12 protein-coding genes and 1 pseudogene are annotated in these 19,931 nt (G+C 43.1%); 10 read left to right on the top strand and 3 right to left on the bottom strand.

From position 1 onward, the window contains the following. Window positions 1-16 precede the first annotated feature (16 nt). The 3 genes from ppk1 to mgtE all read left to right on the top strand — a co-directional run bounded on the left by ppk1 (window position 17) and on the right by mgtE (window position 5,344). The gene (ppk1, locus tag ACSJJG_RS07600) at window positions 17-2,086 is read left to right on the top strand and encodes a polyphosphate kinase 1 (protein ID WP_481089000.1); all 2,070 of its coding nucleotides are present in this window, start codon (window positions 17-19) and stop codon (window positions 2,084-2,086) included. 3 nt (window positions 2,087-2,089) lie between these two features. Then, window positions 2,090-3,622 carry an exopolyphosphatase gene (gene ppx / locus ACSJJG_RS07595; protein WP_481088999.1) on the top strand — a complete coding sequence of 511 codons (1,533 nt, stop codon included), beginning with the start codon at window positions 2,090-2,092 and terminating at the stop codon, window positions 3,620-3,622. A gap of 258 nt (window positions 3,623-3,880) precedes the next feature. Next, entirely contained in the window at window positions 3,881-5,344 is a 1,464-nt protein-coding gene (mgtE, locus tag ACSJJG_RS07590; RefSeq protein WP_481088998.1) for a magnesium transporter, read from the top strand. 49 nt (window positions 5,345-5,393) lie between these two features. Here the strand turns inward: mgtE and ACSJJG_RS07585 are convergent, their stop codons facing one another. Further along, window positions 5,394-5,873: an Hcp family type VI secretion system effector gene (locus ACSJJG_RS07585; protein ID WP_189759180.1), complete on the bottom strand. Its 480-nt coding sequence runs from the start codon at window positions 5,871-5,873 to the stop codon at window positions 5,394-5,396. Window positions 5,874-6,256: 383 nt separating this feature from the next. Further along, window positions 6,257-7,216: pseudogene (locus ACSJJG_RS07580) on the bottom strand (IS630 family transposase). Between ACSJJG_RS07580 and ACSJJG_RS07575 the strand changes: the two are divergent. The 7 genes from ACSJJG_RS07575 (at window position 7,215) to baeR (ending at window position 18,560) form a co-directional block, all read left to right on the top strand. Continuing rightward, entirely contained in the window at window positions 7,215-8,231 is a 1,017-nt protein-coding gene (locus ACSJJG_RS07575) for a hypothetical protein (protein WP_282885472.1), read from the top strand. The pseudogene ACSJJG_RS07580 and the gene ACSJJG_RS07575 overlap by 2 nt on opposite strands. 12 nt (window positions 8,232-8,243) lie before the next feature. Further along, the gene (locus ACSJJG_RS07570; protein ID WP_189760568.1) at window positions 8,244-8,720 is read left to right on the top strand and encodes a DUF1240 domain-containing protein; all 477 of its coding nucleotides are present in this window, start codon (window positions 8,244-8,246) and stop codon (window positions 8,718-8,720) included. A gap of 243 nt (window positions 8,721-8,963) precedes the next feature. After that, window positions 8,964-10,193: an MdtA/MuxA family multidrug efflux RND transporter periplasmic adaptor subunit gene (locus ACSJJG_RS07565; RefSeq protein WP_481088997.1), complete on the top strand. Its 1,230-nt coding sequence runs from the start codon at window positions 8,964-8,966 to the stop codon at window positions 10,191-10,193. After that, window positions 10,193-13,354, top strand: a complete 3,162-nt coding sequence (locus ACSJJG_RS07560; protein ID WP_481088996.1) for an MdtB/MuxB family multidrug efflux RND transporter permease subunit — start codon at window positions 10,193-10,195, stop codon at window positions 13,352-13,354. The genes ACSJJG_RS07565 and ACSJJG_RS07560 overlap by 1 nt, the downstream gene beginning before the upstream one ends. Next, window positions 13,351-16,449 carry a multidrug efflux RND transporter permease subunit MdtC gene (mdtC, locus tag ACSJJG_RS07555; protein ID WP_481088995.1) on the top strand — a complete coding sequence of 1,033 codons (3,099 nt, stop codon included), beginning with the start codon at window positions 13,351-13,353 and terminating at the stop codon, window positions 16,447-16,449. The genes ACSJJG_RS07560 and mdtC overlap by 4 nt, the downstream gene beginning before the upstream one ends. Window positions 16,450-16,467: 18 nt before the next feature. Continuing rightward, window positions 16,468-17,856, top strand: coding sequence for an envelope stress sensor histidine kinase BaeS (gene baeS / locus ACSJJG_RS07550; RefSeq protein ID WP_481090399.1), 1,389 nt, complete (start codon window positions 16,468-16,470; stop codon window positions 17,854-17,856). After that, a complete protein-coding gene (gene baeR, locus ACSJJG_RS07545) occupies window positions 17,853-18,560 on the top strand; it encodes an envelope stress response regulator BaeR (protein WP_481088994.1) in 708 nt (235 codons plus the stop codon). The genes baeS and baeR overlap by 4 nt, the downstream gene beginning before the upstream one ends. 55 nt (window positions 18,561-18,615) lie before the next feature. Here the strand turns inward: baeR and ACSJJG_RS07540 are convergent, their stop codons facing one another. Then, on the bottom strand, window positions 18,616-19,794 hold the full coding sequence (locus tag ACSJJG_RS07540) for an MFS transporter (RefSeq protein WP_481088993.1): 1,179 nt from the start codon (window positions 19,792-19,794) through the stop codon (window positions 18,616-18,618). Window positions 19,795-19,931 lie beyond the last annotated feature (137 nt).

Below are 19,931 nucleotides of genomic sequence, written 5' to 3'. Positions count from 1 at the left end.
GTTGAAAGGAGTAGTAATGTCCCACGATCGTCTTTATAACGAGAAAGAACTCAGTTGGCTCTCTTTCAACGAACGTGTACTTCAGGAAGCAGCTGACAAAAGTAACCCGCTGATTGAAAGAATGAGGTTTTTAGGGATCTACTCCAACAACTTAGATGAGTTTTATAAAGTACGCTTTGCTGATGTAAAGCGGCGTATTCTTATCAGTGAAGAGCGAGGTTCAGCCACCGCTGCCCGCCAATTGTTGAAAAAGATTCAGACTAAGGTTGCCAAAATCGATCAAGAGTTCGATGCTCTCTATAACGATTTACTGCTGGAAATGGCACGTAACCAGATTTTCTTGATCAATGAACGGCAGATATCACCGAATCAACAGATCTGGATGCGGCAATATTTTCGCCAGCATTTGCGGCCACATATCACGCCAATCGTCATCAACCCAGAAACTAATTTGGTTGAATTTCTCAAGGATGATTACACCTATTTGGCTGTTGAAATTATCCAAGGGCAAGAAACACAATATGCTTTGTTGGAAATTCCATCAGATAAAGTCCCGCGTTTCGTCAACTTGCCTCCAGAGATGCCCAAAAAACGCAAATCAATGATATTACTCGATAATATTCTGCGTTACACGCTGGATGAAATTTTCAAAGGATTCTTCGATTACGATACCTTAAACGTCTATTCGATGAAAATGACCCGTGATTCTGAATATGATATGGCAACCGAGATGGAATCCAGCCTGCTGGAACTGATGTCTTCCACGCTGAAACAGAGACTGACGGCGGAGCCTGTACGGTTTGTTTATCAGCGTGATATGTCTGATGAAATGGTGGAACTACTGCGGAGCAAGCTGGGATTATCCAATGATGACTCAGTGATTGCAGGTGGCCGTTATCATAACTTTAAAGATTTCATCAAATTTCCCAATGAAGGCAATCGGAATCTCCAGAATAAACCCATGCCGCGACTGCGCCATACCTGGTTCGACCATTTCCGCAACGGATTCGACGCTATCCGTGAAAGAGATGTTCTGCTTTATTATCCTTATCACACATTCGAACATGTGCTGGAATTGCTACGTCAGGCTTCTTTCGATCCCAGTGTGCTCTCGATTAAGATTAATATTTACCGCGTCGCAAAAGACTCTCGCATTATTGACTCCATGATCCACGCCGCATACAACGGCAAGAAAGTGACTGTCGTGGTAGAGTTACAGGCACGTTTTGACGAAGAAGCCAATATTCATTGGGCAAAACGCCTCACTGAAGCCGGTGTACATGTTATCTTCTCCGCCCCTGGCCTGAAAATTCACGCAAAACTCTTCATCATTTCGCGTCTGGAAGGGGAAGAAATTATCCGTTATGCCCATATTGGTACAGGAAATTTCAACGAAAAAACGGCACGGCTCTATACCGATTATTCTCTGCTGACCGCCAAACCTGAAGTTACCAATGAAGTTCGCCGGGTATTTAACTTTATTGAAAACCCTTATCGGCCCGTCACATTTGATAATTTAATGGTATCGCCGCAAAATTCGCGGGCTATGCTCAATCAACTGATTACCCAGGAAATCGAAAATGCACGAGCCGGTGAATTGGCTGGCATCACTCTGAAAATTAATAATCTGGTAGATAAAGAGTTGGTGGACCGCCTGTATGATGCCTCAGAAGCGGGCGTCAAGATCCGCATTCTGGTGCGGGGAATGTGCTCTTTGGTTCCCAATCAACCTGGCTTTAGTGAAAACATTCAAGTCACCAGTATTGTGGATCGTTTTCTGGAACATGATCGCGTTTATGTTTTCATCAACAAAGGCAATGAAAAAGTTTTTCTTTCTTCGGCCGACTGGATGACCCGTAACATTGACTATCGCATTGAAGTGGCCGTTTGTCTGCTCGACCCCAGGCTAAAACAACAAGTGATGGATATTCTTGAACTACAATTCAGTGATACCGTCAAGGCACGATATATTGATAAGGAATTGAGCAATCGCTATGTTCCGCGAGGAAATAAGCGTAAAATCCGCGCGCAGCTTGCTGTTTATGATTATTTGAAAAACCTTGAACAACCGGAACCAAGAGCCTGATCTATGCCGTTGAAACACGACACACCAATGCCCAAACCGCAAGAAATTGCCACTATTGATTTGGGTTCCAATAGCTTTCACATGGTCATCGCCCGTATCGTAAACGGTGCATTACAGGTTATTGGACGTTTAAAGAAACGGGTTTATCTTGCCGATGGTTTAAACAGTAAAAATGAGTTAAGCGCAGAAGCCATAAACCGTGGCCTGAAATGCCTCGCTCTGTTTGCTGAGCGGTTGCAAGGTTTTTCCGCAAGTAATGTCTGTTTGGTGGGAACGCACAGTTTACGTGAAGCGACCAACGTACAAGAATTTCTGCAACAGGCAAAAGAAGTTATCCCCTATCCAATTGAAATTATTTCTGGTCATGAAGAAGCTCGCCTGATTTTCATGGGCGTTGAGCATACACAGCCAGAAAAAGGCCGGAAATTGGTGATTGATATTGGCGGTGGCTCGACGGAATTGGTCATTGGTGAAGACTTTGAACCGCTATTGATTGAAAGCCGCCGTATGGGTTGCGTCAGTTTTTCTCGCCAATTCTTTCCAGACGGTATCATTAATGAGCATAATTTTCGCAAGGCTCGACTCCAGGCGGCGCAAAAATTGGAAAATCTCGTCTGGCAATTTCGGACAAAAAACTGGGATTTTGCTTTAGGTGCGTCGGGAACGATCAAGGCAATACACGAACTGTTGGTCGAACTGGGTGAAAAAGATGGCCTGATTACCCCAGAGCGCCTAAACATGCTGGTGAAACGTGTCCTGAAATACAAAAATTTCAATACGCTGGAATTGCCGGGATTATCTAATGACCGTAAACAAACGTTTGTTCCCGGGTTATCAATCTTGTGCGGTATTTTTGATGCTTTGCATATTCAAGAATTACGCCTGTCTCATGGCGCATTGCGGGAAGGTGTATTGTATGAAATGGAAGATCGTTTCCGCCATCAGGATATTCGTCAACGAACTGCCAAGAGTCTTGCCGAACACTATAATATCGATCGAGAACAAGCAGCTCGCGTTTGGAATACCGCCAAAAATCTTTATGACCAATGGTCAGAACAACATCCCAAACGCGTACATCCACAACTGGAATCCATTCTACTGTGGGCGGCCATGCTGCATGAAGTCGGTTTAAGCATCAATCTGAGTGGTCTGCAACGGCATTCAGCTTACATCCTGCAAAATACCGATCTACCGGGGTTTACCCAAGAGCAGCAATCGTTGCTGGCAACACTGGTACGTTATCATCGCAAAGCGGTTAAAGTCCATGAACATCCCCGCTTCTATCTGTTTAAGAAAAAACAGTATCTTCCCATGCTTAAGATATTGCGATTGGCTACCTTGTTGAATAACCAACGCCAGGCTACCACAACACCGGATACACTAAGGCTGGAAACTGATCATAGTCATTGGACGCTCTACTTACCTAAAAACTATCTAAAACAAAATGCGCTTGTGTTGCTCGATTTGGAGCAAGAACAAAGCTACTGGGATGATGTGGCTGGCTGGCACTTACACATTGCAGAGGAATCGACTTAACGATATTGCGTTATGAAAAAGAAAAAGAAACTGTTCAAATTATAAAATTGGTCCTGTTTATCAGCTTCTTTATTTTCTTTGGACGCTTTATCTATTCATTTATGGCAGCATTAGAGCATCATCAGCAAACTCAGCAGCAATTGGTGACGCCCTTAAGTGGTTCGAAAACAGAATATAATACCCAATAGCTGTTAAATTTATGGCGATATTATTGCAATCGCCGGTTGTTAGCCCTATTTTCTGCCTTAAAGGTTTACTATGTCACAACCGACTTTTACACCTGATAATCCAATTGTTGCCAACCAGCACTCCCAAAAACTGGCACATATTCGTCAGCGTCTGCTTTCTCTATTCAACCACGATAAGCTCTTTGTCGATACATTATTAGGTCAGGCTGATGAACATTCAGCAATCAGTGACGAAAAGTTATTGGAAAAAATAGAGGAAGTCAGTGCGCTGCTAACCAGCTTGCATACCGCCGATATTGCCGACATTTTGGAAGCCTTACCTTATGATGAACGTCTCGCTTTATGGCGTTTGATCGACAATAACCAGCGCGGTGAGGTTCTGGTAGAAGCCTCCATTCCCGTTTGGGATAACCTAATCAAGGATATGACTGACGTTGAGCTGTTACGTGCCATCGGTAAACTGCACGTCGATGAACAAGCCTATATTGCAGAACATCTTCCTCGTGATACTACTCGACGTTTGCTGACTTATTTAGAGCCGGGCCAACGCAATCGTATCCGAGAAGTATTGCAGTACCACAAAGACAGTATCGGCCAAATGATGGATTTCGAGTTCGTGACAGTACGAAGCAATGTTACACTCGGCACCGTGCAGCGCTTTTTACGTTCCCGAGACGCCATTCCTGAAACAACCGATAAGATCTTTGTTATTGACCGCAAAAATCGTCTACAGGGAGAGCTGCCACTTACCACTTTGCTGACCAACGTACCGGATAAATTAGTTTCCGAAGTCATGAATACGGATACCGTTACTTTCTTACCGGAGCAAAAAGGTGAAGATGCCGCCAGTGCATTTGAACGTTATGATCTGATTTCTGCCGCCGTGGTAGACAACAACGGGCGTCTAATGGGACGCCTGACTGTTGAAGATATTGTTGATACCTTAAGCGAAGAAACTGACACCAATATTCGCCGTATGGGGGGATTAAGCCGCGAAGAAGATGTTTTCGCTCCTGTTGGCCAGGCTGTCAAAACCCGCTGGACATGGCTTGCCATCAATTTGTGTACCGCATTTGTGGCATCAAGGGTGATCGGGCTTTTTGAGCATACCATTTCCCAGCTCGTTGCGCTTGCGACCTTAATGCCCATCGTGGCAGGTATCGGCGGCAATACCGGTAACCAAACTATCACCATGATCGTCCGTGCACTCGCGCTGCATCAAATCCAGACGGGGGGGTTTTCTTACCTGCTATTAAGGGAATTTGGCGTTGCCTTTATCAACGGCATCATCTGGGGTGGGCTGATGGGCGTGATTACTTATCTGCTCTATGGTGATCTTGCTATGGGAGGAGTCATGACAATGGCAATGATATTAAACCTGCTGATGGCCGCGCTGATGGGAGTTTTGATCCCGTTTATTATGATGAAATTGGGAAGAGATCCCGCCATCGGCTCCAGTGTAATGATTACTGCCATTACCGATACAGGCGGTTTCTTTATTTTTTTAGGATTGGCAACATTATTTTTGGTTTAATTAAGTTTACATAAACGCCGATCATTGCATCGGCGTTTTTTTTTAATTATTAATATACCCTGTCGTCCCAAACACTATATCCTGACGTTCCCGCCATATGGTGGTGACAAATAATATCTTTATATTTAATAGAGACAATCTCTTCTGGTTGTGCTTCCGCATGGTTGAGACTATGCGGGTAATTCGGCGACAACTCAATAATTGTCGCACCACGGCATTCAATGGAATAATATAATTCCTGCGCCCCTGATTGTGCTGTACGATAAAAATCGAATTTCAGGTTTAGCGTTTCATTATTTGAAATTGCCATCATTAATAGTGGTGATGATTTATCTTGCGGTTTTACAAATACAATTGGACTATGGTTAACATTTTGTTCCCTATTTATTGAATGATGTAGCTTTAATACAAAAATTTCATTCTCATGACCCGCCTGATACTTATTACCAATAGACTCAGCAAAAGAACAACCTTGCGAGATCAGCCCCTGTTTGTTTCCCTGCAATGTTAAATAAATCATATTTGCCATAATAACTTCCCGTTATGGTTGATATTCACTAATTACGGTAAAAAAGTGTTAATTCATCTCTAAATCCAGCCAGCTTTGTAAAAAAAATCGTGTATAAATCACTATACGCATTAAACTTCAAGTTGCAATTTACAACACGATATCACACGCATCTTGAAGTTAGATTAGTATCTATACTAAAAAATAAATATTAAGACTATTTAATTACGTGCTTTTTTACAATTTATTTTGCAAATTTTTTGTGAGATTATTTTTCAATGCCTGTGAATTCCCATAAAAAATTAGTGCATACCACTATTGATTTGTTATCTATCCATCAACAAATTAGTTATGAAAGTAATCACTTTACGGCAGCATTCCTCTTTGCTATAAATTCATCACCATCAATATTGAATTTTGATTTCTGTAAAATAGGATGTTATATAACTTTTCATAATTATGAGAGATTCATATTTCCTATTCCTTTCCATGTATTTTTCTGAAGTAGCGTTTAAGAAAATTTTGACTCTTTTGATCAGTTGCCACATATATTGGCAACAATGATTGCGTGTCACCGTTTCATGTAATGATTGCCATAGCCGCTCTATCTTATTCAGCCAAGGAGAATAAACAGGGAGAAATAACCGGGAGAAATAATTGAGAGTTTTTTATGCCATAACTGGTGTAAAAAATTTCTCTGGTTTGAGTATCAATACAACCGGCAAGATAATGTTTTTGATTTTTTCCCGGTGTGACAATTCGTTTTTGTTGACCTTTAAGATACCAATCTGAACCGATTTTAGGATTAAAGTTAATATTGACTTCATCTTCATAAAATACCGGGTTTTCTTTTGATGCCTGTGATAATACTTGATTAATTTGAGCCATTTTTTCTTCATATTCAGGATCAGGTTTATGCACAGTGGGCGCGGCGCCAAACAATATTGTTTTTACGGAGGAATCGGTAAAGTGTACTGATTGAAAGTTTCACATTCATTATTTTATTGATTTGTTTAATAAAAAGTTCAAGACTCCAACGAGAACGGAGATAATTAAATGCTTTGAGGTAAAAGTTCCAGTAAATAAATAATAAAAGGCAAAAGTCAGGTTAAATTCCATCGCTGATGACCGTCCGCTGGCTTACTTTTCAATCCTATCCAACCATATGTTCTAAAACGCTTAATCCAACGCCATACAGAAGATTGAGCGATACAAAATTCTTTAGCTACGACAGAAACTGATTCACCTCGGTAAAGTGCAAGCACGGCCATAACCCGGATAGCATAGGCTTTATCTTGCGTTTTTTGGGCAATTTTTTTCATCAAACGGCGTTCAATACGGAAAGTTGGTGGTAAGATAAGCATGACTCAGTCCTCTCTTTTGCTTTTTTGTTTGTGGAAAATCAAAATTCGCAAAAATTGGACTGAGTTTCTTCGACACTCCTACCATTTTGAAAAGTTATTTAACCCTATGACAAAAAATGATAGTCATTATTATGACCCTTTCTTCAACCCATATGGAGAGAAATTTTCATTACGGGATAATTTATTAGGAAATGCATCAAATTATCCTGGTACTTGCAACTTCCCATCAACCGCCATAGAAAAGCAGTTTCAATACCAACTCCAATTAGAAAAAAACAGACAATACATTATGTTGCTGACGAAAATGGAAGTGCATACTATTTTGGATTCATGGGGCGCATTCGGGCGTACGGAAGCAGAAAGACAAGGAGAATTCAGAAAAAATACATTAGGATATGCTGAAACTGCCGCAACCTATGGTGTTAGTGTCAAAGACACTTATTCTGTGACAATCCTCATCTCTAAACTTGGAGGGTTTGGTATTAAAGCCATTACTTTCGTTCGCAATGGAACAGAATATATTAAACTGACTGGTTATCCTGCCATACGCAAGATCCTGAATGGAACTGTTTACCGACTGGATAATATGAAAGTTATTGAGGCTGGATTGGGTAAGTATGGAGTAAACAAAGGCATAGTACAAGGTACAAAATTAAACATTTATGCCGCAGCTGCTTTCAGAGTGATAGAACAAATTCTGAGTGATGAAGCTGATGCAGCTAATTTCATTGGCGGTTTAGCAACAGATATAGTGAAAGCTTTGGTGGCTGGCTTATTGACTAAAGGTGGAGTAGCATTAATTGGCTCTGTAGCTGCATTGTCCGCTGGCTGGTTTGTTTTTGCTGTTGTTGCTATTGGTATTGCCGCAACATATATAGTTACAGCGATTGATAGTGAATTAAGTATTACAAAAAAACTACAAACAGCCCTAAGAGAATATTCTAACAGGGTAGTAAAAGAAGATATAAGCGGTAAATTAGGGCTAGATTCTCAATTGCTTTATAAAAAATTATAAGAGGAGATCTTGGTGTCAAAATTAAAGGAATATTGGAACAACTTGTCACCTACAGCCAAACAACGCTGGTCAAGTGTTGGGGCTCTGTTAATGTTTATATCATTTGACTATACAGCTATAGCATGGGGATTTCGCGATCTTTTGGAAATGTTGTCTTATCCTGATGTTATTAATTACAACAGCTTTATTACCTTTTATGTTCTATTCCCATTATTCACATTTCCCCTTCTTTTAATTTTTACTTACGCGCTCTTCACCGGAAGAGTAGTAGGAAAATTTGGTACCGTTTGTATTCATATATTTGGTATTTTAACTATTAGTTCAATCTGCATTAATATCGCGTTTAGTTGGTACTACACAAATACTCTTGATGAAAAAATCTATATTAGATGCTCTGGCACACCTACTGGTGGTACACACGGTATGTCCAAACTTTATGTGAAAGATCCCAAACAATGCCGTGAATATGGTGCATATTATATCGATTAATTCTCTATCATCATTTATCCTCTTGGTGGTTCATATTTAACCAAAAGGAGGTTTTCCTACACCCCATCACAAATACCATGAAAAATCACTACCAGAAACATTATCTTTTTGACACAACCTCCACATTTTCTTCATTATTGACGAATTCCTGTTGGTTACACTAATAATATATTCTTGCATCTGATTTAGCATAAGATGCCGCATGATTGGTTACCGCCATAACACTAAGAGAATGTCGAGCAAATGAATAATAAAAGCCGTTCCTACTTTTTCCGACTCACTGCAGTGCTAGCCGTGATCGTCGGGGCAGTTTTCTTTGCGTGGAAATACTTCAACGTACTTTCATCAGCAGGTGACTCTCAGAATGCAGAATCAAAACCTAACCCCGCTCAACCACCGGTGCAAGTAGCGACGGCTGAAATCAAATCGATACCCCATTACTTAGGAGGATTAGGAACGGTTCTGGCAGCCAATACCGTCACTGTCACCAGCCAGGTGGAAGGTCAGTTAATCGCCCTGCATTTTAATGAAGGTCAATACGTCAAAAAAGGGGATTTGCTGGCAGAAATCGATCCTCGTCCTTTTCAAGTTAAACTTGCAAGAGCACAGGGACAATACGCCAAAGATCAAGCAACATTAGCTAACACTAAACAGGATTTGCTCCGTTTTCAGCAATTAGCGAAAAATAAACTTATCTCTCAGCAAGATCTGGATAAACAAATTTCTTTGGTTCGCCAGAGCGAAGCCAGTTTACAGGCCGACCAGGCAGATATTGACGAAGCCAAACTGCAATTGGCATATAGCCGTATTACAGCACCGATTTCCGGTCGCGTCGGATTAAAACGTATTGACATCGGCAACTACGTATCGGGTGGAGGAGCAACGCCAATCGTCGTTATTACGCAAGTCGATCCTATTGATGTCGTGTTTTCCCTGCCTGAAAACGATATTGGTGCTGTGTTAAAGGCGCAAAAAGATCACAAAAATGTGGCTGTCATTGCGTGGGATCGCAATAATCAGCAGCAGTTGGCACAAGGAAAACTCATCAGTATCGATAATCAGATTGATGTTACTACCGGCACGATCAAGATGAAGGCTCAATTCAATAATCAAGATAATGTGCTGTTCCCTAATCAATTCGTCAATATTCAGATGAAAGTCAATACGCTGAATGATGTCGTCGCGATCCCTACGGCTGGATTACAAATGGGAAATAGCGGTAATTTCGTCTGGAAAGTGGATAAAGAGAACAAAGTTAGTAAACATAAGGTCGTTGCAGGTCTGCAAGATAATCAATTAGCGGTCATCAATAGCGGGCTGTCAGCAGGTGAGCATGTCGTCACTGATGGTATTGACAACCTGACCGAAGGCGCCAAGGTTGAGATTGTCAAACCTTTGACAATCGAAGCACTTGATGCGGATCAAAATAAGAAAAATCCAGAGCAAGCAAACGGTAAGATGGAGAACTCCTGATGCAATCTGATTCTCCAATGACCGGCGGAGGGCCATCCCGCCTGTTTATCCTGCGCCCTGTTGCCACGACACTGTTTATGATTGCGATCTTGCTGGCCGGGCTAATGGGTTACCGGATGCTGCCAGTTTCTGCATTGCCGCAAGTGGATTATCCAACTATTCAGGTGGTTACACTGTATCCTGGTGCCAATCCAGATGTGATGACATCCGCTGTCACTGCACCGCTGGAGCGCCAATTTGGTCAGATGTCCGGCTTAAAACAAATGTCATCCAGAAGTTCCGGTGGAGCTTCTGTTATCACGTTGGTATTCCAGCTTTCACTGCCCTTGGATGTGGCAGAACAAGACGTACAGGCGGCGATCAATTCGGCCAGTAATCTGTTGCCCGATGATCTGCCGTATCCCCCCATTTACAGCAAAGTTAATCCGGCTGATCCGCCTATATTGACGCTGGCCGTAACCTCTGATGCCCTGCCGATGAGTCAGGTACAAGATATGGTAGAAACGCGCATATCCCAGCGTATTTCCCAGGTCAGTGGTGTCGGCTTGGTGACCTTGGCGGGTGGGCAACGTCCCGCTGTGCGCGTGAAATTGAACGCGCAGGCTTTGGCTGCCCAAGGATTAGACAGCGACGTTATCCGTTCTGCCATCATGAAAGCCAATGTGAATTCGGCAAAAGGCAGTTTTGACGGCCCTACTCGCTCCATCACCATATCCTCCAATGACCAGATGAAATTTATTGATGACTACCGCAATTTAATCGTGGCCTATAAAAATGATGCTCCGATTCGCTTACGTGATGTCGCAACCATTGAACAGGGAGTGGAAAATAGCAAATTGGGTGCATGGGCAAATGAAAAACCTGCCATCGTCATCAATGTTCAGCGCCAGCCTGGCGCAAATGTGATTGAGACTACGGATAATATCCGCGTCATGTTGCCAGAATTGATCAACAACCTGCCTAAATCTGTCAACGTGAAAATGCTGACAGATCGTACCGTCTCAATCCGCCATTCAGTCAAGGATGTACAATTTGAACTGTTGCTGGCTATTGCGCTGGTTATCATGGTGATCTATCTGTTTTTGCGCAATGTCACCGCAACCTTGATCCCAAGTATTGCCGTACCGCTTTCACTGGTAGGTACATTTGCCGTGATGTATTTTTGCGGTTTCTCTGTCAATAACCTCACTTTAATGGCATTAACCATTGCAACTGGCTTTGTGGTGGATGATGCTATTGTGGTGATAGAAAATATTTCCCGTTACATTGAACGGGGAGAAAAACCGCTGGCGGCCGCCCTAAAAGGGGCGGGAGAAATTGGCTTTACGATTATCTCCCTGACTTTCTCATTAATCGCCGTCTTGATCCCCTTGCTGTTTATGGGAGACATCGTCGGTCGGCTATTCAGGGAATTCGCCATCACCCTTGCTGTCGCTATTTTAATTTCTGCCGTTGTCTCATTGACGCTAACGCCGATGATGTGTGCAAGGATGCTGAAACCCGAAGCTAATATTAAACACAATCGCTTCGAACAGGCGTGCGAACGTTTCTTTGAACTCATGATTGCGGTATATGCAGTCTTCCTGAAACGGGTGTTGAATCATCCCTGGATTACACTTGGTGTTGCATTCGGTACGTTGGCCCTGACCGCCCTGCTCTATATCATGATCCCCAAAGGATTCTTTCCCTTGCAAGACAACGGACTGATTCAGGGTACACTGGAAGCACCACAATCTATTTCATTCAATGCAATGGCAGATAAGCAACGACAAGTTACGGCTCTGTTATTAAAAGATCCTGCTGTGGACAATGTCACTACCTTTATTGGTGTCGATGGTAGCAATCCAACATTGAATAATGCCCGTCTTCAAATCACGTTGAAACCACTCAAGGAGCGTGACGATAGGATTGACGAGGTGATCCCACGCCTGCAAGCGCGAATTGCTAAAGTCCCCGATGTCAAGTTATACCTGCAACCAACCCAGGACTTGACCATTGATACTCAGATCTCGCGCACGCAATACCAATTTACGTTGCAAGCTGCTTCGCTTGATGAACTCGCTGTCTGGGTGCCCAAATTGCAACATGCCCTGAAACAACGGTCAGAATTGATAGATATCGGTAACAATTGGCAAAATCAGGGGCTAGTGGCTTACCTTGATGTGAATAGGGATATGGCCAGTCGCTTTGGGATCTCTATGACCGCCGTAGATAATGCTTTGTATAACGCTTTCGGCCAACGCTTGATTTCGACTATTTACACTCAATCAAATCAATATCGCGTTATCCTTGAGCAAGATACGAAGAATTCATCGGGGCTGGAAGCGATAAACAATCTTTATCTGACCGGTACTGATGGAAAAATGGTCCCTCTTAAAACTATTGCCACTGTCGAACAGCGGCTGGGGAACTTGTCTATCGACCATCTGCAACAATTTCCCGCTGCCATTTTTTCATTCAACGTAGCGAAAGGTTCGTCCCTTGAACAAGCTGTCAATGCCGTCAAAGAGGCAGAACAAGCGATCCAAATGCCAAAAGACATCATTACCCAATTTCAGGGAGCAACGTTGGCGTTCCAGGACGCGCTCAGTAATACCCTCTGGCTGATTTTGGCTGCTGTCGTCGCCATGTATATTGTACTCGGTATCTTGTACGAAAGCTTTATTCACCCTGTCACAATCTTATCAACCTTGCCTACCGCCGGTGTTGGTGCATTATTGGCTCTGATGGCTGGCGGGTATGAGCTAGATATTATCGCCATCATTGGGATCATTCTCTTAATTGGTATTGTCAAGAAAAATGCCATCATGATGATCGATTTTGCCCTGGCAGCAGAGCGCGAAAAAGGAATGACCCCTTACGAAGCTATCTATCAGGCTTGCCTGTTACGTTTCAGGCCGATATTGATGACAACAATGGCAGCACTGCTGGGCGCATTGCCACTGATGTTGAGCACGGGTATTGGTGCAGAGCTGCGCCGTCCGCTAGGGGTCAGTATGGTGGGCGGTCTGATTATGAGCCAAATCCTAACCTTGTTCACAACTCCCGTGATTTATCTGCTGTTTGATCAATTAGCACATTACCGTCGAAATAAAAACAATAAGAAAGATAAACAAATCAGGCCAGATAAACCCTCAGTTAATCATCAGGAGCCGCTGTGAAATTCTTCGCCCTATTTACCCAGCGGCCAGTTGCCACAACATTACTGAGTTTAGCCATTACCCTGTGTGGCGCGCTCAGTTTTGTCCTGTTACCTGTATCGCCGCTGCCACAAGTTGATTTTCCCGTGATAACGGTTCAGGCTTCCATGCCCGGCGCGTCACCAGAAACGATGGCCTCTTCCGTAACGACGCCTCTGGAACGCGCATTAGGTAGGATCGCGGGGGTAAAAGAGATGTCTTCTGCCAGCTCATTGGGAACGTCTTATATTTACCTGGAATTTGATCTCAGTCGGGATATCAATGGTGCAGCACGGGATGTTCAGGCTGCCATCAATGCCGCCCAAAGCTTGTTACCTTCCGGTATGCCAAGAAAACCAAGCTATCATAAAGCGAATCTGTCAAGCGCTCCAATCATGATTTTAACCCTCACGTCAGACAATTATAGTGAGGGGCAACTGTATGATCTTGCTTCCACCCGATTGGCCCAAAAAATTTCTCAGATAGAAGGTGTCAGCAAAGTCAGTGTTGGCGGTAGTTCATTACCGGCTATACGGGTTGAACTCAATCCAAATGCCCTCTTCAATCAAGGTGTTTCTCTTAACGATGTCAGTAATGCCATCAATAATGCTAATGTCCGATTGCCGACAGGTCATGTTGATTCCGATAACCACATTTGGCAGCTACGCACCAATGATGAATTGAAAACACCTGACAGTTACCGCTCACTTATCGTTCATTATAATGATGGAGCACCTGTCAGGTTGCAGGACGTTGCCAGTGTGAAGAATTCGGTCGAGGATATCCGCGCCGCCGGCATGTCTGGAAATAAGTCTGCCATTGTTCTTATTATCCGCCGTGAAGCCAGTGCAAATATTATCTCGACCGTGCAGCGTATTCGTGCTCAACTTCCTGCCCTGCAAGCCTCCTTGCCTGCCAATATTCAGTTAAACGTTGCCCAGGATCGTTCTCCGGCCATCCATGCTTCTCTGCAAGAAGTAGAACGTGCATTAGCCATTGCCGTCGCCTTGGTGATTCTGGTCGTGTTCCTGTTTTTACGTTCTGGTCGGGCTACGCTGATTCCGGCAATTGCCGTTCCGGTATCGCTGATTGGTACTTTTACGGCCATGTATTTATGTGGTTTCAGCTTAAACAATCTTTCGTTGATGGCATTAACCATTGCCACCGGATTTGTGGTTGATGATGCCATTGTGGTACTGGAGAATATTTCCCGCCATTTGAATGCGGGTTTAACTCCTATGCAGGCAGCCCTTAAGGGAACCAGAGAAGTTGGGTTCACTGTGCTGGCTATGAGCTTGTCACTTATTGCGGTATTTATTCCCCTTGTCTTGATCGATGAATTACTCGGCAGGTTATTCCGGGATTTTGCTGTCACACTGGCAACCGCCATCGGAATTTCGCTGTTAATTTCACTGACCTTAACCCCGATGATGTGTGCACATTTGCTCAAATCCACCCCTGAAAATGCCCAGAAGCAGGCTCGAGGATTCGGTAAGGTATTGCTGAGAATTCAGCAGGGCTATGCCCGTTCACTGAAATGGATACTCAATCATACTCGCTGGGTATTGTTGGCATTGATCGGCATTATTGCCCTGAATATCTGGCTCTATATCAACATTCCGAAAACGTTTTTCCCGCAACAAGATACGGGGAAAATGTTAGGGTTTGTGGTCGCTGATCAAAATATTTCATTTCAGGCTATGCGGAAAAAAGTGGAACGCTTTATGCAGGTCGTCAATGATGACCCAACCGTTGATAATGTCGTGGGTTTTACCGGTGGTGACAGCATCAATACGGGCTTTATGTTTGTTTCGCTAAAGCCATTGAAAGAGCGTAGCGAAAGTATCCAACAAGTTATCACCCGTTTAAGAAGTAAACTGACTAATGAAGCGGGAGCGCGTCTATATTTAGTTCCTGTTCAGGATCTGGGAAGTGGAGGACGAGGAGGTAAATCGACTTATCAGTTTAATTTGCTGTCGGATGATTTTGACGAACTGCGTAAATGGAGTCCTATCGTCAAGAAAGCATTGAAAAAATTGCCTCAATTGGTGGATGTAAACGCCGATGAAGACGAAGAGGCTAAAGGTGCTGAAATAGCGATTACCTATGATCGTGATGTGATGGCCCGTTTAGGCATCAATGTTGCTGAGGCAAATAATTTGCTCAACAACGCTTTTGGGCAGAGACAAGTTTCCACGATTTACGCCCCTTTGAATCAATATAAAGTGGTCATGGAAGTTGCACCGCAATATAACCAAGATCCCAGTGCATTGGAGAAAATGTTTGTCATTAATAGCAAAGGAGAACGCATTCCCCTCTCCTACTTTGCCCAATGGCGCCCTGCCAATGCACCATTGGACATTTATCACCAGGAACTTTCAGCTTCTTCTACTATTGCCTTTGATGTGGCGCCAGGCTATACGCTATCTGATGCAATCAGTGCAATAGAAAGAACAATAACAGAACTGGGCGTTCCTTCAGCAGTACGTAGCTCTTTTGCAGGCACAGCACAGGATTTTCAAGAGAGTGAACGTTCCCAGTTATTGGTGATTCTGGCCGCCATAGTCACTGTTTATCTGGTACTTGGTGTACTCTATGAGAGTTATATTCATCCTCTGACCATCCTTTCTACCCTGCCTTCTGCGGGCGTAGGGGCTTTACTGGCTTTGGAACTGTTCAATACACCATTTAGTCTAATCGCCATGATTGGGATTATGCTGTTGGTTGGTATTGTCAAGAAAAATGCCATTATCATGGTGGATTTTGCCCTTGAAGCTCAACGAAACGACAAACTCAGTGCCCGGGAAGCAATTTTTCAAGCCAGTTTATTGCGATTCCGTCCGATTATGATGACAACGCTTTCTGCCTTGTTTGGAGCTTTACCTTTGGTACTGAGTAATGGAGATGGTGCAGAATTACGTTTCCCACTGGGGATCACGATTGTTGGTGGCCTGATGGTGAGCCAACTTCTCACTTTGTATACCACTCCGGTTGTATATCTGTTTTTTGACCGATTGCGTGAAAAATGGCGCCTTCGCAAAGCCACATCATCTCAGATAGTTGAACCAAGTAGTTGAACCAAAATGAAACTCAGGATAAAAATGGGTATCAGCAGTAAATTATTTCTGGCAATTTTTGCCACTTGTATGCTGGTATTGATCACAATGCATTGGGGCATTTACCTCAGCTTTCAGCACGGTTTTATGGGCTATATTAAACAAAATAGCCAAAATCGGACGAATATGCTGGCACGAGCATTGACAGAACAATACCAGCAATATGGCAACTGGCATTTTCTGACCCAGAATGATCGCGCGATATTCCACATTATCCGTACGATTGAACAGAGTGACAATCCCTATCAAAAAACCAAACATCATGGCTGGCGTCCCCAATTTTGGGTTGTGGATACTCACATGAATCGTTTGGTTGGGCATTCTAATGACATTCCAGCGGAAAGTTATCGTGAGCCAGTCACCTATAAAAATAATATTGTTGGTTGGGTCATTGTCAGTGCATCAGACAAAATTACCCGTCAGGCTGATATTAGCTTTGCCCACCAGCAACAATTCACCAGTTGGGCTATTGTCGGTTTTTCTACTTTATTGGCATTAATCGCTACTTTTCTGCTCTCGCGTGGCCTTTTAAGACCGGTTAAGCGGCTAGTGGAAGGTACACATAAACTCGCGGCAGGCGATTTCAGTATTCGTGTCGTTCCATCCGGTAAAGATGAAATCGGTAAATTGGCAATGGATTTTAACCAACTTGCCAGCACGCTGGAAAAAAATGAACAGATGCGCCGTGATTATATGGCCGATATCTCCCATGAACTGCGCACTCCACTTTCTGTTTTGCGTGGTGAACTGGAAGCCTTACAAGATGGTGTACGGAAACCAACACAGGAAACACTCCATTCCTTGCTTGCGGAAGTGTCTACCTTAACAAAACTGGTAGACGATCTGCATTTATTATCCCTTTCTGATCGTGGTTCGCTAGCTTATAGAAAAGAGTCTGTTAATGTCAGTGAATTACTGCAAATCTCCGTAGCGAATTATCATGGCCGTTTTGCGGATAAGCAAATCATGTTGACATTGAATTTAAAAGAAAACATAACACTGCATGCTGATCCAAATCGGCTAACACAGTTATTTAATAATTTGCTGGAAAATAGCCTGCGTTACACAAATAAGCATGGAAAGGTAATTATTTGTGGATATTCAAATCAGCAAAAATGGATATTGGATATGCAGGACAGTGCGCCTGGATTGACGGCTCAACAATGCCAGCAGGTTTTTGAACGTTTTTATCGTTGCGAATCTTCCCGTAACCGCGCAAGCGGAGGTTCAGGGCTTGGGCTGGCGATTTGCTATAATATTGTTGAAGCCCATGATGGAATAATTCGCGTGGAAAGCTCACCTTTAGGTGGTATTAAAATTCACGTAGAATTACCGTTGATTAAATCTTCTGAACTTGAAACACAATGAGTACACATCTTACACAATATACTGTTCTCATCGTTGAAGATGAACCAAAGTTGGGGCAACTACTGGTTGATTATCTACAATCCGCAGGTTACCAAACCCAATGGCTCAAACGTGGTGATGAAGTCATCGCTCATGTGCAAAAATTCCATCCCCATATTATCTTGCTTGATCTTATGTTGCCTGGTCTTGATGGATTGTCAGTCTGTCGGGAACTGAGTAAATTTTCAGATATCCCGATTGTCATGATGACGGCAAAAACGGAAGAAATTGACCGACTGCTCGGCTTAGAAATTGGGGCTGACGATTATATCTGTAAACCTTATAGCCCGCGGGAATTGGTAGCCAGAGTAAAGACAATCTTACGCCGTTGTTACCGTCCGAAAGAGATCATCAGTGAGCAAGGTGCGCTGACCATTGATGAGAAACACTTTCAGGCACGTTATTTTGAACAGGTGCTTGAATTAACACCGGTTGAATTCCGTCTGCTCAAAATTATGTCCAGCCAACCAGGGCGGGTTTTTTCCCGTGATCAACTATTAAATAACCTTTATAACGATCATCGCATTGTGAATGACCGTACTATTGATAGCCACATTAAAAACTTGCGCCGAAAACTGGAGCAGCTGGATGGGGATAAATCTTTTATCCGCTCCATTTATGGATTAGGTTATCGTTGGGAAGCTGAAATCTGTCGTTTGATGTGAAGCACAGTAACCGGCATTAACCATGCCAGTTACTGCTGCAACTCTCATTAGCTGCTTATGATTGCCTTTTTTCAACATTCAGAGTTCTTTTACGATCAAGCAAACCTGAAATGACAGCTAATAACAATGCCATTAAAGCTAATAAACTCCCTGCCAGATTAAGAGAGGTATAGCCATAATGAGATGCGATAATTACACCACCCAACCATGCACCAACTGCATTACCCAAATTAAAGAATCCAATATTGACAGAGGAAACAAGATTAGGCGCACCAGCCTCCTGAGCTTTATCCATCACCAGACGCTGGATTGGCGATACGGTGGCAAAGCCCGATGCTGCCATTAAAAATAGGCTAAAACAAGCAATGAACGGATTGTCACCATAAAGCCAGAAAATAAATAAAATTAAGGACTGTAATCCTAATGTCCAATACAGCAATGGCATCATTGCCTTATCTGCAAGTTTTCCACCCACAATATTGCCAAAGAAAAACCCTAGCCCCAACACCAGCAAGATCCATGTTATTGCGCTCTCAGAGAATCCTGCAATGTTGATCATCAATGGCGCGATATAAGTAATCGTCGTAAAAAATGCGGCAGGGCCTAAGACTGTGATCCCCATAGCCAAAAGAACATGGATATTGGTGAACGCCTGCAATTCCTTTTTAATACTGGCAGGCGCTTTTTGATCGAATTTAGGTAAAAACTTTAAAATCCCAGCTAATGCGATGATGCCAATAGTCGTAATTATTGCAAAAGTGACGCGCCAGGAAATCGCTTTTCCTATCCATGTTCCAAGCGGTATTCCAACCAAATTAGCCAGTGTCATTCCACTAAACATAAAGGCGATCGCAGTGGTTTTTTTATTGTCTGGCACTAACTCAGCAGCAATAATCGCACCCATTCCCATAAAAGCGCCGTGGGTTAAGGAAGCTACAATCCGGCCAATAATTGCCAGATAAAATGTCGGGGAAAAGGTGGTCAGTGCATTTCCGATAATAAATAATATCATTAACATGGAAAGCATCTTTTTCCTTTCTATACCTCCCCCCAATATGATTAGAACAGGCGCGCCAACAAATACACCAAGCGCATAACTGGTTACCATATACCCTGCCGTTGGTATTGAAATACTAAATTCGGTTGCGATTTCAGGAAGTAAACCCGCGACAATGAATTCGGTTGTCGCGATCCCAAATGTCGCTATGGCTAAAGCCCAAATAGCTACAGGCATGGAGAACTCCTAATAATAGGCTGTATTAATCGAGTTATATTGCAACGGTGTGTCGTTATCTCTGCGAGAGACTGTAATATATTCGTACAACAGCCAATTGGGAAGCAGTTCAACCAAGACAAAATGGTTATCATGCT

The sequence above is a fragment of the Xenorhabdus sp. SGI 60 genome (genome assembly GCF_056632175.1).
Note: the sequence above shows the minus strand (reverse complement) of the source record. Positions and strands in the feature narration are given on the sequence as shown.